Here is a 13,154-nt window from a genome sequence, read left to right on the forward strand (position 1 = left end):
TCAGGAGGTTCCTTCTGGTGGGCGGAACGCGTCGCTGTTCTGCTCCTCGACCAGGTCGTAATCTGCGATCGCCTGCTCGAGGAGTTCGATGTTCTCGTTCATCTTGTCGCGAAACTCCTGAAGCACTTCGAAGGACTTCAGTGCGTTCTTCAGGAAGTCTGCCGCAGCCTCCTGTGACACCTGGTCGGAAGCGAGCGGGCTTTTGATCAGGCGGGATTCGTGCTGCGTGAGCAGGTCGGAAATCTTGTTCCGAACTCTTTCGTACTGCTTCTTCAGGTCCACTACCCGGTCAGGGAATATGCACATCGTTAACGTGGAGGGCGCTGATGCGCCCTCCACTCCTGTGATGAACAGCATGGATCTCCCCTCCAGGGTTGATGGAGGGCTAGAGTGACATGCCGTCGGCCGACGCACTCCGTACTTCGGCGATTTGGACCACATCGGTGGGCGGGAATTTTACGGAACGCCACCGTGTCTCGTTGCGTTAGCGCAACGGTTTCCTTCGTTGCGTAACGTTAACACTTCTTTAGAGTGAACTAATTCGACTCGACCGGGTATTAGTTCCAGACCTGCACCGCCCTGATCACGAACGGAGCGTCCGGGACCCAGGTGCCGCCGCCCGGATAGGTGGTGAAATCGGCTTCCGTTGAGCAGTCCGCGCCCTGGTACACCGAGACCAGGCGGTTCAGGCGGTTGGCGAAGGAGCGGGCCGCCAGGTTGTCCGGCAGGGGGACGCACTCGTCCGGGTTGGCGGTTTCCAGGTCCAGCCTGCGCGCCGTGCCGCTGTAGTTGGTGGTGGACCACGCGCAGAACTCGCCTCGGTCGCACCTCGGGGCGTCGGCCGCCACCAGGAGCGGAGCGGTGATGAGCAGGGAGGAGGCGATGATCGTTGATCTCATGGCGGGGATTTTCTGAGGTTCGCTCTGCTTCGGCTCGGCGCGTCACCCCATCCAGCTAGTTTCGCGAGTTGTCTGTCCCCCGGTCGAGTCTGCGGAGTTGGGCCGACAGGTAGTGCCTGGCGCGGCGTTGACCGCCGTGCGTCGCTATCGCCGCCTCCAGGGACCGCAGCAGGGCGGTCACCCTCGGGCGGTCCGGGGACCAGCCCCTGCGCTCGCACTCGGCCAGCCAGTCGACCGGGGAGGTGTGGCCCCTCGCCCGGTTGCACCTCGGGCAGGCGGCCAGCTCGTTCTCCAGCCAGGACGGGCCGCCCTTGACCTTCGGGACCAGGTGGTCCGTCGTTGGCCTGGTGTTCCGGTCGAACTCGCGCCTGCACCACGTGCAGTCGGCGCCGTCCCGGCTCAGCGCCTGCTCCAGGCGGGTGGACCGGTCCGGTTGGTGTGGGGGCACTGGGTCATCGTGGCGGTGTCCGGGCGCCCCCGCCGACGGGATCATCGGGTGATGAGGTTCGAGGAACGGGTCGTCGCGCTGCTGAGGGCCTCCGGGGAGGCGATGACCGACGCCGAGATCGCCCGCGCCCTCGGGGTGGTCCACCAGCAGGTCAACGCGGTGTGCCGCAGGCTCGCCGCCGCCGGGGTGATCGTCCGGGACGACGCAGGCCTGCCCGTTCGCAACCACCTGCCCGACAGCCTGCGGGTCGTGCGGGGGTTGCCCGCCCCCTCCGAGGTGCACGAGGTGGCGGACGTCAGCGAGCGCGCGGTGCGGCAGCGGCTCGTGGACTGGCTGCTCGCCGACGGGTGGAGGGTCGTGCGGGTGGCCGACGCGCGCAGCCGGGAGCAGGGGACCGACGTGGTGGTCGAGCGCGGGGCGCGGACCTTGCACGTCGAGGTGGAGGGGTTCCCCAGCAGCCGGTACGCCGACCCGGCGCGCGCCGGTGAGGTGAGGCGGACGCTGCCCGCCGTCCAGGCGCGGTCCGAGTTCGCGGCTGCCCTGCTCAAAGGGCTCCAGCTCCGGCAGGCGCACCCGGACGACGTGGTGGCGCTCGCGCTGCCCGACCGGCTCACCCACCGGCGCAACCTGGAGTCGGTCGCCTCCGTGTTCCCCCGGATGGGGCTCACCGTGTTCCTGGTGGGGGACGACGGCGCGGTCGAGGCCCGCTGGGGGGATCAGCTCCCCGTCCAGCGGTAGGCCCACGGGGGAGCGGTCAGAAGAGGGTGGGTTCGGCAGGCCCCTCGGCCCAGGGCGGGGTGGTGTTCAGCAAGGTGGCCAGGGACTCCGCGTTGTGGGGAGCTGCGCCCTCCATGGTGTTGTCGAAGTACACGTACGTGTCGCCCTCGAACGTGGACACGCGGTCCGCCCACCGCTTCAGGGACTCCTCCGGGTAGGAACCCCGGTAGAGCTGCCGCTCACCGTGCAGGCGCACGTAGTGGAAGTCGGCGGTGCGGTGGTCGAACACCGGGAACTCGCCCGCGGTGTCGGCCAGCACCAGGGCCACGTTGTGCTGCTCCAGGAGCGCGCGGCACGCCGGGTCGGCGAAGCTCGGGTGCCTCGGCTCCAGCGCGTGCCTGCCCGCCGGGAGCAGCGCGAGGAAGTCGGCCAGGCGGGCGTCGAACGGGAGCGCGGGCGGCAGCTGCCACAGGACCGGGCCCAGCTTGGGGCCCAGTTCCTCGGGGCCCGAGGCGCAGAACGCGTCCAGGGCGCCCTCGACGTCGCGCAGCGCGCGCACGTGGGTCACCGACCTCGGGCCCTTCACCGCGAGCACGAACCCCTCCGGCGTGCGGTCCGCCCACGACCGGTAGTCGCGCGGGGAGCGGTCGCCGTAGAACGAGCCGTTCACCTCCACCGTCGCCAACCGGCCCGCCAGGTGCTCCAGCTCGCGCCGCTGGGCCAACCGGGCGGGGTAGAAGTCGCCCCGCCACTCCGGGTACGTCCAGCCCGAGGTGCCGACCCTGATCGCTGCGCTGCCCACGGGGCGAAGACCGTAGCACTTCTGTAGCACATCGCCTACCCTCGTGACATGGGTGTCGCCAGCATCGGGCAGCGCGAGCTCCGCAACGACAACGCCGAGATCATGCGGCGGGTCGAGGCGGGGGAGAGCTTCGTGGTCACGCGCAACGGCAGGCCGGTCGCCGACCTCGTGCCGCACGCCGCCGAACCCCGGCCCAGGGCGACGCTGGCCGAGCTGCAGGGCGCGTTCCGGGCGCTGCCCGCGGTCGACCTCGCCCGCTGGGAGGCCGACCGCGCCGCCGCCGACGCCGTCTTCGGCCCCGACGACCCCCTGGGCGACCCGTGGCGCCGGTGAGGCGCGTCCTGCTGGACACCTGCGTGGTCATCGCGCTGGAGCGGATCGACTTCGGGGACCTCGCCGCCGCGCAGCCGCTGATCAGCGCGGTCACCGTCGCCGAGCTGGCGTACGGGCTCGACGTCGACGACCCGGTGGAGCGGCACGCCCGCACCGAGCGGTACTACGCGGCGCTCGACCGGTTCGACGTGCTGCCGTTCGACCTCGCCTCGGCCAAGGTCTACGGCACGCTCGCCGCGCTGGTCCGCCGGATCGGGCGCGACCCCGGGCCCCGGCGGATGGACCTGCAGATCGCCGCGGTGGCCTCGGCCGCCGGGGTGCCGCTGCTGACCTCCAACACTGAGGACTTCGCCGGGCTGGAGCGGGTGGTCGACGTCATCGGCGTGCACCCGGCGGGCTGACCGGCCGAGGGCCCGGTCTCACAACCCCGCCGCGTCCAGCACCCCCGGCGCCACCCGCGCCACCTCCCGCTGCCACGGGTCGCGCGCCAGCGCCTCCGCGCACGGGCACGCCGCCAGGTCCTCCCCGCACAGGTACGCCCCCAGCACCCGCAGCACCCGCGCGCTCTGCCGCAGCCGCGCCGCCCCCACCAGCGGCACCAGCGCGTGCACCGCCTTCGCCAGCCGGTAGTGCACCCCCGGCCCGAGGTCCACGCTCGCCTGCCCGGCCAGCTCCTCGGCCACCAGCGCGATCGGCCCGCACCCGGCCCCGCGCGCGGCCCGGACCAGGTGCTGGTCCAGCCGCGCCACGAGCCTGCGGTGCACGTCCTCGCGCCAGGCCCGGTCCGCGCGCAGGAACGCCGCCAGCTCCTCCACCCGCACCGGTCCCGGCCTTGCCGGTCTGCACCTGCTCCGGCGTCGCAGCCGGACGCCCGCCTGCTCCGCGTGCCGCATCGCGCTCATGCCCACCAAGGTCGGGCACCGGGGCCCTTCCGCCGGACGGCTCACCCCTGTGCCGCCCCCGCGTTACTCGCCCGCAGTAGCGGCGAACGCGCTGCGGTACCAGGCGAGCGTGGCGTCGACCCCCTCCTCGAGGTCCACCGGGGCCACCCCGAACCGCTCCTGGAACGCCGAGCTGTCCACGACCTGCGGCTCCTGGTTCTGGTAGAAGACCTCGCGGTACTCCCCGACGAACACCTCGTCGAACGGCCCCCACGGCGCCAGCTCGGCCAGCACCCGCACGTCCAGCGGGCGGCCGACCCGCTCGGCGATGAGGTCGAAGACCTGCCGGGTGGTGCGGGCGGGCGCGGTGGGCAGGTGCCACACCCGGCCGTCCGCGTCGGGGGTCTCGCCCAGCAGCGCCAGGCCGCGCGCCACGTCGCCGATGTAGGTGTAGCTGTGCGGCAGGTCGACGTCGCCCAGGCCCAGCACGGTCTCGCCGGTCAGCGCGCCGGGGAACACGGCCCCGCCGAGCGTGGAGTTGAGCACGCGCGGCCCGTAGAAGTCGGCGGAGCGGCCCAGCACGACCCCGGCCCGGCCCGCCTCGTGCGCCTCCAGGTAGGCCCGGTCCAGCTCGGCGCGCATCCGGCCCTTGGGCCCGGTGGCGTTCCACGGGGTGTCCTCGGTCATCACCGCGCCGCCGGTGGGCCCGTACGGGTAGAGCGTGTCGAGCACGACCAGGCGCGCGCCCGCCCGCTCGACGCCGGTCAGGATCGCCTCCTGGAGCACCGGCATGGTCTCGACCTGCAGGTGGTAGGCGACGTTCACGCAGTGGTAGACGACCTCGGCCCCGGCGATGGCGCGCGTGGCGGCCTCGGGGTCGCGCAGGTCGGCCTCCTCGCGGGTGACGGTGCGGACCTCGTGGCCGCGCGCGGTGAGTTCGGTGGCGAGGGTGGTGCCCGCGGGGCCGACGCCCAGGACGACGTGCATGTCGGTGCTCCCTTCCGATGGACCAGTTAGTTAGAGGCTATCACAAAAATGACAAGCTCTAACTAAACTTGCCCCCGACATGCCGGAGCGCCCGGCCCCCCACGAGGGGGAGCCGGGCGCTCCGGGGTCTTGCCGCAGGTCAGGCCGGTACGGAGGCGATGCCCGGAGCCAGGAACCGCTTGCCGGTCACCTTCTCCGAGATGCCCGTCCGGTCCAGGTACGGCGTCACGCCGCCCAGCCAGAACGGCCAGCCCGCGCCCAGGATCATGCACAGGTCGATGTCCTGCGCCTCCGCGACCACGCCCTCGTCGAGCATGGTGCGGATCTCCTCGGCCAGCGCCTCCAGCGCCCGCGCGGCGACCTCGTCACCGGTCTGCGGGGCGTCGCCGCCCTTCCACAGCGCCTGGACCTCGGGGTCCACGGTCTGCTTGCCGGTCGCGTCCCACTGCCACACGGCCGCCTTGCCCGCCGCGACGAACGCCCTCATGTTCTCGCTGACCGCGAACCGCTCGGGGAACGCCCCGTGCATGGTCTCGGCCACGTGCAGCGCCACCGGCGGCCCGACCAGCTGCAGCAGCACCAGCGGGGACATCGGCAGGCCCAGCGACTCGGTCGCCCGGTCGGCCACCTCGAACGGGGTGCCCTCGTCGATCGAGCGCACCACCTCGCCCATGAACCGGGTCAGCAGCCGGTTGACCACGAACGCGGGCGCGTCCTTGACCAGCACCGACGACTTCTTCAGCTGCTTGCCCACCGCGAACGCCGTCGCGAGGGTCGCGTCGTCGGTGCGCTCGGCCCGCACGATCTCCAGCAGCGGCATGACCGCGACCGGGTTGAAGAAGTGGAAGCCGACCACGCGCTCGGGGTGCTGGAGCCCGGACGCCATGTCGGTGATCGACAGCGACGAGGTGTTGGTGGCCAGCACCGCCTCGGCGGAGACGTGCTCCTCGACCTCGGCGAAGACCTTCTTCTTGACGTCCAGGTCCTCGAACACGGCCTCGATCACGAAGTCCGCGTCGGCGAACGCCGCCTTGTCCAGCGAACCGGACACCAGCGCCTTGAGCCGGTTCGCCTTGTCCTGCGACACCCGGCCCTTGCCCAGCAGCTTGTCGACCTCGGCGTGCACGTAGCCCACGCCCTTGTCCACGTGCGCCTGGTCGACGTCGGTCAGCACGACCGGCACCTCGAGGCGCCGGGCGAACAGCAGCGCCATCTGCGAGGCCATCAGGCCCGCGCCGACGATGCCGACCTTGGTGACCTTGCGGGCCAGCGACTTGTCCGGAGCGCCGGCGGGCCGCTTGGCGCGCTTCTGCACGAGGTTGAACGAGTACAGGCCCGCCCGCAGCTCGTCGCTCATGACCAGGTCGGCCAGCGCCTCGGTCTCGGCCGCGTAGCCCCGGTCGAGGTCGTTCTCGCGGGCCAGCTCCAGCAGCTCCAGCGCCTTGAGCGCGCCGGGCGCGGCGCCCTTGGTGCGGCCGTGCACGATGCCCTTGGCGCGGGCGAGCGCGGCGTCCCAGCCCGCGCCCCGGTCGATCTCCTTGCGCTCCGGCGACACCTCGCCGCGCACGACCTGCCCCAGCCAGAGCAGCGACTGCTCCAGGTAGTCGGCCGAGTCGAGCACGGTGTCGAAGATCCCGAGCTGGGTCGCCTTCGCCGGGTTCAGCATCCGGTTCTGGTTCAGCGCGTTCTCGAAGATCACCGTCACGGCCGCGTCCGGGCCGATCAGGTTCGGCAGCAGCTGCGTGCCGCCCCAGCCGGGGAACAGGCCGAGGAACACCTCGGGCAGCGCGATCGCCGCCGCGTTCGAGGCGACCGTCCGGTAGTGGCAGGACAGCGCCAGCTCCAGGCCGCCGCCCATCGCCGCGCCGTTGACGAACGCGAAGGTGGGGACGGTGGAGTCGGTGAACTTGCGGAACACCTCGTGGCCGAGCGCGCCGATGGTCAGGCCCGTCTCGCGCGACCCGGCCTTCTCCACGGCGCTCAGGTCGGCGCCGACGGCGAACACGAACGGCTTGCCGGTGACCGCGATGGCCACCGGGTTCGCCGCCGCGGCCTCGTCGAACGCCAGGCCCAGGCTGACCAGGCCCTGAGGCCCGAAGGTCGACGGGCGGGTGTGGTCGTGGCCGTTGTCGATGGTGATCACGGCGACCTGGCCGTCCAGGCCGGGGACGGACACCAGGCGGGTGCGCGCGCCGGTGACGACCTCGTCCGGGAACAGCGCCTTGGCCTCGTCGGGGGTCAGCGCGGTCACTTGGCCTCTCCGTTCCAGCGGGGGTTCTCCCAGATCACGGTGCCGCCCATGCCGATGCCGATGCACATGGTGGTGATGCCGTAGCGCACGTCGGGGCGCTCGGCGAACTGGCGGGACAGCTGGGTCATCAGCCGCACGCCCGAGGACGCCAGCGGGTGGCCGACCGCGATCGCGCCGCCCCACTGGTTGACGCGGGGGTCGTCGTCGGCGATGCCGAAGTGGTCCAGGAACGCCAGGACCTGCACCGCGAACGCCTCGTTGATCTCGAACAGGCCGATGTCGTCGATCGTCAGACCGGCGCGCCGCAGGGCCTTCTCGGTCGCGGGCACCGGGCCCACGCCCATGACCTCGGGCTCCACGCCCAGGAACGAGTAGCCGACCAGGCGCATCCCGACCGGCAGGCCCAGCTCCTCGGCGGTGTCCTCACCGGCGAGGATGCAGCCGGTGGCGCCGTCGTTCAGCCCGGCCGCGTTGCCCGCCGTCACCCGGCCGTGCGGGCGGAACGGGGTCTTGAGCTTCGCCAGGTCCGCCACGCTGGTGCCGGGGCGGGGCGGCTCGTCGGCGGTGGCCAGGCCCCAGCCGTGCTCGGCGGAGCGGGTGGCGACCGGGACCAGGTCCGGGTCGATCTTCCCGTTCTTGAGCGCGTCCGCGTACTTGGCCTGCGAGGCCGCCGCGTAGGCGTCGGCCCGCTCCTTGGTGATGGCCGGGTAGCGGTCGTGCAGGTTCTCCGCCGTCGAACCCATGATCAGGGCCGACGGGTCGACGATCTTGTCCGACAGGAACCTCGGGTTCGGGTCGACGCCCTCGCCCATCGGGTGGCGGCCCATGTGCTCGACGCCACCCGCGATCGCCACGTCGTACGCGCCGAACGCGATGCCGCTGGCCGCGGTGGTCACGGCCGTCATCGCGCCCGCGCACATCCGGTCGATCGAGTAGCCGGGCACCGACTTGGGCAGGCCCGCCAGCAGGGCGGCGGTCCGGCCGATGGTCAGGCCCTGGTCGCCGATCTGGGTGGTGGCCGCGATGGCGACCTCGTCGACGCGCTCCGGGGGGAGCTCGGGGTGGCGGCGCAGCAGCTCCCTGATGACCTTGACCACCAGGTCGTCGGCGCGGGTCTCCGCGAAGATCCCCTTCGGGCCGGCCTTGCCGAACGGCGTGCGCACGCCGTCGACGAAGACCACGTTGCGAACGCGCGCCTGCGCTGCTGGTGCGGCCACGGCGTCTCCTCCACATCGTCGTGATTCAACTGGCGCGACCGGAGAGCGCGACTCCTACCGATCGGTAACAGCAACTCTAGCCTTCGTTACCGGTCGGTAACCACCGAGGGTGACCTGTCGCGTGCGTCACAGGCCGCCCGCACGACCAAGAACAGCGCGAACCCGAGCGGCGACAGCACGACCGTGAGCACCAGCAGCGGCCCCATCAGCAGCGGGTGCGCTCCCACACGACGGCCCTCCCGGTACACCCACGCCCCGATCAGCAGGTCCCAGGCCAGGACCTGCGCCCAGATCGCGGACGCGCCCCACGGCGAACCCATGAGCTCCCGGAGCGCCCCGAGGTCCGGGTTGCCCATCGTCGCCCACAACCGCGGCAGGTGCCCGGCGACCGCGGCGCCGTAGACCGCCAGCGCGGGCAGCGCGATCAGCGGGGAGGCCGCGACCCGCTCCGTCCAGCGCCAGCCGGGCGCCAGGACCATCAGCGCCCAGAACGGCGCGACCAGCGGGAACGCCAGGTCGAACAGCGCCTCGCTCACGCGGCCACCGCCGCCGCGTCCCGAGCCGGTTCCACCGCGGCGCGGCGCGCCCGTTCCCGGTCGGCGCGCCACAGCGCCCACCCGGTCCAGGCGAGCAGCGCCGCCAGGCCCGCCAGGGTGAGCGCGTCCGGGCGCAGCGGCGGCTGGCCGCGCAGCGCCTGCCACAGGGTCAGCGCGGTCAGGCCGGCCCAGGCCAGGCCCAGGTCGCGGGCCAGGCGCGGGGACGCCAGCCGGGGGAGCAGCGCCATCGCCAGCGGCAGCGCCTGCAGGGCGTGCATCCCGATGAAGTGCGACACCCGCAGGTCGCCGCCGGTGGTGCTCCAGCCGGTCAGCGGCAGGTGCGGGCCACCGTCCGGGGCGCCCACGGTGTGCGCGCCGACCAGGCCGAGCGCCGGGTCCTGGCCCTCGGCGGGCGAGGTCATCAGGAAGCCGACCGCCATGCCCGCCAGCGCCACGCCCATGCCGAACCGGAGCGCGACCGCCGTCGTGCGGTCCTCGAAGCGGCTGAACAGCAGCGCGAGCACGACCAGCGCGTGCACCACCCAGACCGCGGTGATCGTGGCGCCCATGACCGCGTAGAGGGTGGAGTCGAGCTCGGTGGCGGTGTTGAAGTGGCTCCGCCTGCCCCTGGCGGCCTGGCCGACGATGATCGCCATCTCGACCGTGCCGCCCGCCGCCGCGAGCGTCCCGGCCCACCGGGTGAACCGGCGCAGGCGGGTGGTCAGGGAGAGCGCCCAGGCCAGGCTCACGCTGTACAGGGCGAGGGAGAGGGCGAACTTGAGCGGTTTGAACCAGAGGGGGCTGTCGGCCACGATGCGGTCGTCGACCAGCAGGCCGACCAGCGCGACCGGCACGAAGGCGGTGTTGAGCAGGGCGAAGACGGCCAGGGCCGGGTTCGCCCGCAGGGTGCGGATCACGGTTCGCTCCATGTATGGATAGTGACACTCTCTACTATCGGATAGCCACGGTATCCATGTGGTGCCGTTCTGGGAAGGGGTCTGATGCGAATCGCCGAGCTGGGCAGGCGCACCGGCGTGCCCGTGCCGACGATCAAGTACTACCTGCGCGAGGGGCTGCTGCCGCCCGGCGAGCGGACCAGCCCCAACCAGGCCCGCTACGGCGAGGAGCACGTGCGCAGGCTGCGGCTGGTCCGGGCCATGGTCGACGTGGGCGGGCTGTCGATCGCCGCGGTCGGCGAGGTGTTCGCCGCGCTCGCCGACCAGGAGGAGCGGGGGCTGGTGCGGGCCCTGTCGACCGTCGAGGTCGCGGTGACGCCCGTCCCGGAGCACGAGGACGCCGAGGCCGCCGCGCAGGCGCGGGCGTTCCTGGAGCGGCAGGGCTGGCGGGCCGACGAGGGCGAGCCGGCGCTCCGCGCGCTCGTCGGGGTGCTCGGGACGGCGCGGGAGGTCGGGCACGACCGGTTCTGGGAGCTGCTCGACGGCTACGCGCGGCTGTGCGGGCCGCTGGCCGAGGCCGACCTGGACTACGCCACCGACGGGCCGGGCGGCTGGGTGGAGCGCGAGGAGGCCCTGGAGCGGGTGGTCGTGGGGACCGTGCTCGGGGACGCGGCGCTGGCGGCCGTGCGGCGGCTCGCGCGCAAGCAGGCGGCGCGACGGCGCTTCGGGAACCCGCGCGGGGAGACCGGCGGGGACGGCGGTGCGGCCGAGGGGGGCGCCGGAGCGCCGGAGGGCGCCTGAGCGGCGCGGGGGAGCACCCGCGCGGCCGACCCGGCTGCGCGGGGGAGCGGGCGCCTGCGCGGTGCGCGGGCGGCCCTGGGCGTGCGCCACCGGTCCGGGGAGGAGCCGGACCGCCGGAACGGCACGCCTGAGCGGTGTGCGGGACCGGCGCGGCCCTCCAGGGAAGGAGAGGTGCACAGGGAGGTGCGTGTTCGGTTGTGGCCGGTCCGGGCGCCTGTCGGCGGTGGGGCCGGTGTCGGTGCGGTGGTGCCGGTGGTCGGAGGCCTCCCGTCGCCGGTCGGCCTCGACGCACCCGTCTTCGCGGGTCGGTCAGCCCGGAGTGGCGGCCAGGGCCTCGCTGAGCGCCCGTGCCGTCAAGCCGATCTGCCACTCGCGCGCCCCGCCTTCGCGGAGCGCCGCCGTGACCCCGTCCAGCGAGGTGTCCGACGGCGGCTGCCAGCAGGTGCGGCGCACCAGGTCTGGCAGCAGCAGGTTCTCCACCGGCAGGGTGTTCGCCTCGGCGACCTCGGCCAGGGCGGTGCGCGCCGCCGCGAGCCGTGCTGCCGCCGCCGGGTCCTTGTCGGCCCAGCGGTTCGCCGGTGGAGGTCCGTCGTGGTGCTGGGCGGTCTCAGGCAGCTCCGCCCTGGGCAGCGCCGCCGCCTTGCGCAGCGCGCCCATCCACGTCCCGGCCATGCGCCGCTGGGCGCGTCCCCGGAACACCGGGAGCGCCAGCAGCGCGGCCTCGTCGGCCGGGTTGCGGGTCGCCGCGTCGACCAGCGCGCTGTCGGGCAGCACCCGGCCGGGGGCCAGGTCCCGCTCGCGCGCCAGAGCGTCGCGGGTCTCCCACAGCGACCGGACAGCGGCGAGCTGCCTGGTGCTGCGGATGCGGTGGATCCCCGAGGTGCGTCGCCACGGCTCCGCCCTCGGTTTGGGAAGCGGCGCGGTCCTGGCGGCGTCGAACTCCTCCAGAGCCCACTCCAGCTTGCCCTGCTGCCTCAGTTCCTCCTCGAGCACGTCGCGCAGCTGAACCAGCAGCTCGACGTCGAGCGCCGCGTAGTTGAGCCAGTCGGCGGGGAGGGGACGGCGCGACCAGTCGGCCGCGCCGTGCCCCTTCTCCAACCTGTAGCCCAGCAGCAGCTCGACGAGCGTGCCGAGTGCCACCCGTTCGAAACCGGCCAGCCTGCCCGCCAGCTCGGTGTCGAACAACGCGCTCGGCTTGAGACCCAGTTCGGCGAGGCACGGCAGGTCTTGCGACGCCGCGTGCAGCACCCACTCGGTCCCTTCGAGCGCCTCGACCAGCGGGTCCAACCGACCGCCCAGGGCGATCGGGTCGACCAGCACGGTCCCGGCGCCTTCCCGGCGCAGCTGCACCAGGTAAGCGCGTTGCGAGTAGCGGTAGCCCGAGGCTCGCTCGGTGTCCACCGCGACCGGGCCCTCGGCCCCGGCGAGCGCGTCAGCTGCTCGCCGGAGTGCCGAGGAGTCGGCCACCACCGGCGGAACCCCGTCAGCGGGTTCCGTCAGCGGGACCGGCTGTGCACCGGTCGGATCGGTTCGCTCGTCGGCGGGTACGTCCACGGCGGATGACCCTACGACGAACGCACCACTCGCGGGTGTGTTCGACTCGTTCAGCGCGTCGACCTGCGGTTCAGCGGATCACGCCCGCCCGCATGGCGAGCGCGACCATCTGAGCGCGATCCCCGGTGCCCAGCTTGCGCCCGATCCGCGACAGGTGAGACTTCACCGTGAGCGCGGACAGGCTCAGAGCCTCGCCGATCTCCTTGTTGCTCTGGCCATCGGCGACCAGCTGGAGGACCTCGACCTCACGCGCGGAGAGCTCCCGCGGCGTGTTGTCGGTGCCCGGCACGCGAGTTCCCGCAGCCAGCACGGGTGCCACGCTCGGGTCCGCGTAGACGCCGCCGTCGAGGACCCTGCGCACCCCGTCGGTGACCACCATCGGCGAGGCGGACTTCAGGAGGTACGCCTGGGCGCCCGCCTGGAAGGCCGACCTGACCGCGTAGGGGTCGTCGGAGGACGCGAGGACCACGATGCGGGGCCAGCCCTGGGCACGGAGTTCCGTGACCAGGTCGATGCCGGTGCCGTCCGGCAGACCCAGATCGAGGATCGCGAGATCGCACGGTCCGGTTGCGAGAGCCCGCGCCCGAGCTTCCGCGACCGAAGCCGCCTCATGCACAGTCCCGGCTCCCATCTGGGTGAGCCGGGCGCTTATCGCCTCCCTCAGCAGCGGGTGGTCGTCGACCACCAACACCGAAAAAAGCTCCTCCCGCGGGTGCGGGACCATGTTCGCCGGCAACGAGCCGGCTGGCGTGGTACGAACGGCCTGACCTAAGCCGACGGCAGCCACGTCACTACCTCCCTGGAGTCGGTCGTGCCCCCCGACCGGCACCGG

16 protein-coding genes are annotated in these 13,154 nt (G+C 72.9%); 4 read left to right on the plus strand and 12 right to left on the minus strand.

Annotated elements, in window-relative coordinates; all coding sequences use genetic code 11:
• From CNX65_RS07610 to CNX65_RS07620, 3 genes are all read right to left on the minus strand, one after another.
• Positions 1-357, minus strand: a complete 357-nt coding sequence (locus tag CNX65_RS07610) for a hypothetical protein (RefSeq protein WP_096492130.1) — start codon at positions 355-357, stop codon at positions 1-3.
• A 200-nt stretch (positions 358-557) separates the two neighbouring features.
• The gene (locus tag CNX65_RS07615) at positions 558-899 is read right to left on the minus strand and encodes a peptidase inhibitor family I36 protein (protein ID WP_096492131.1); all 342 of its coding nucleotides are present in this window, start codon (positions 897-899) and stop codon (positions 558-560) included.
• Between the two features lie 55 nt (positions 900-954).
• On the minus strand, positions 955-1,347 hold the full coding sequence (locus CNX65_RS07620) for an HNH endonuclease (RefSeq protein ID WP_232519737.1): 393 nt from the start codon (positions 1,345-1,347) through the stop codon (positions 955-957).
• A 51-nt stretch (positions 1,348-1,398) separates the two neighbouring features.
• On the opposite strand from CNX65_RS07620, the gene CNX65_RS07625 reads away from it, so the two are divergent.
• The gene (locus tag CNX65_RS07625; protein WP_096492133.1) at positions 1,399-2,085 is read left to right on the plus strand and encodes a MarR family transcriptional regulator; all 687 of its coding nucleotides are present in this window, start codon (positions 1,399-1,401) and stop codon (positions 2,083-2,085) included.
• A gap of 16 nt (positions 2,086-2,101) precedes the next feature.
• Here CNX65_RS07625 and CNX65_RS07630 read toward each other — a convergent pair whose 3' ends face one another.
• On the minus strand, positions 2,102-2,866 hold the full coding sequence (locus tag CNX65_RS07630) for a DUF72 domain-containing protein (RefSeq protein ID WP_096492134.1): 765 nt from the start codon (positions 2,864-2,866) through the stop codon (positions 2,102-2,104).
• Positions 2,867-2,914: 48 nt separating this feature from the next.
• Here CNX65_RS07630 and CNX65_RS07635 point away from each other — a divergent pair, with 48 nt between their 5' ends.
• Both CNX65_RS07635 and CNX65_RS07640 read left to right on the plus strand, forming a co-directional pair.
• Positions 2,915-3,199: a type II toxin-antitoxin system Phd/YefM family antitoxin gene (locus CNX65_RS07635; protein WP_096492135.1), complete on the plus strand. Its 285-nt coding sequence runs from the start codon at positions 2,915-2,917 to the stop codon at positions 3,197-3,199.
• The gene (locus CNX65_RS07640) at positions 3,196-3,600 is read left to right on the plus strand and encodes a type II toxin-antitoxin system VapC family toxin (RefSeq protein WP_309142042.1); all 405 of its coding nucleotides are present in this window, start codon (positions 3,196-3,198) and stop codon (positions 3,598-3,600) included. Before CNX65_RS07635 ends, CNX65_RS07640 begins: the two co-directional genes overlap by 4 nt.
• Positions 3,601-3,618: 18 nt before the next feature.
• Here the strand turns inward: CNX65_RS07640 and CNX65_RS07645 are convergent, their stop codons facing one another.
• The 6 genes from CNX65_RS07645 to CNX65_RS07670 form a co-directional block, all read right to left on the minus strand.
• Entirely contained in the window at positions 3,619-4,101 is a 483-nt protein-coding gene (locus CNX65_RS07645) for a hypothetical protein (protein WP_232519738.1), read from the minus strand.
• Between the two features lie 63 nt (positions 4,102-4,164).
• Entirely contained in the window at positions 4,165-5,067 is a 903-nt protein-coding gene (locus CNX65_RS07650; protein WP_096492137.1) for an NAD-dependent epimerase/dehydratase family protein, read from the minus strand.
• A 139-nt stretch (positions 5,068-5,206) separates the two neighbouring features.
• Complete coding sequence (locus tag CNX65_RS07655; protein WP_177154624.1) at positions 5,207-7,318, minus strand: 3-hydroxyacyl-CoA dehydrogenase NAD-binding domain-containing protein; 2,112 nt, start codon at positions 7,316-7,318, stop codon at positions 5,207-5,209.
• Entirely contained in the window at positions 7,315-8,535 is a 1,221-nt protein-coding gene (locus CNX65_RS07660; RefSeq protein WP_096492138.1) for a thiolase family protein, read from the minus strand. Before CNX65_RS07660 ends, CNX65_RS07655 begins: the two co-directional genes overlap by 4 nt.
• An 86-nt stretch (positions 8,536-8,621) precedes the next feature.
• Positions 8,622-9,071 carry an ABA4-like family protein gene (locus CNX65_RS07665; RefSeq protein WP_096492139.1) on the minus strand — a complete coding sequence of 150 codons (450 nt, stop codon included), beginning with the start codon at positions 9,069-9,071 and terminating at the stop codon, positions 8,622-8,624.
• Positions 9,068-10,000, minus strand: a complete 933-nt coding sequence (locus CNX65_RS07670; RefSeq protein ID WP_218182096.1) for a hypothetical protein — start codon at positions 9,998-10,000, stop codon at positions 9,068-9,070. Before CNX65_RS07670 ends, CNX65_RS07665 begins: the two co-directional genes overlap by 4 nt.
• Before the next feature lie 72 nt (positions 10,001-10,072).
• Between CNX65_RS07670 and CNX65_RS07675 the strand changes: the two genes are divergently transcribed.
• Positions 10,073-10,768, plus strand: a complete 696-nt coding sequence (locus CNX65_RS07675; protein WP_096492141.1) for a MerR family transcriptional regulator — start codon at positions 10,073-10,075, stop codon at positions 10,766-10,768.
• A gap of 309 nt (positions 10,769-11,077) precedes the next feature.
• On the opposite strand, the gene CNX65_RS07680 is transcribed toward CNX65_RS07675, so the two are convergent.
• Both CNX65_RS07680 and CNX65_RS07685 read right to left on the minus strand, forming a co-directional pair.
• Complete coding sequence (locus CNX65_RS07680) at positions 11,078-12,322, minus strand: ribonuclease D (RefSeq protein WP_096492142.1); 1,245 nt, start codon at positions 12,320-12,322, stop codon at positions 11,078-11,080.
• Between the two features lie 70 nt (positions 12,323-12,392).
• Positions 12,393-13,109, minus strand: coding sequence for a response regulator (locus CNX65_RS07685; protein WP_015099292.1), 717 nt, complete (start codon positions 13,107-13,109; stop codon positions 12,393-12,395).
• Positions 13,110-13,154: the final 45 nt, after the last annotated feature.

Origin of the sequence: Actinosynnema pretiosum, from assembly GCF_002354875.1 — a bacterium.
Taxonomy (GTDB): domain Bacteria; phylum Actinomycetota; class Actinomycetes; order Mycobacteriales; family Pseudonocardiaceae; genus Actinosynnema; species Actinosynnema auranticum.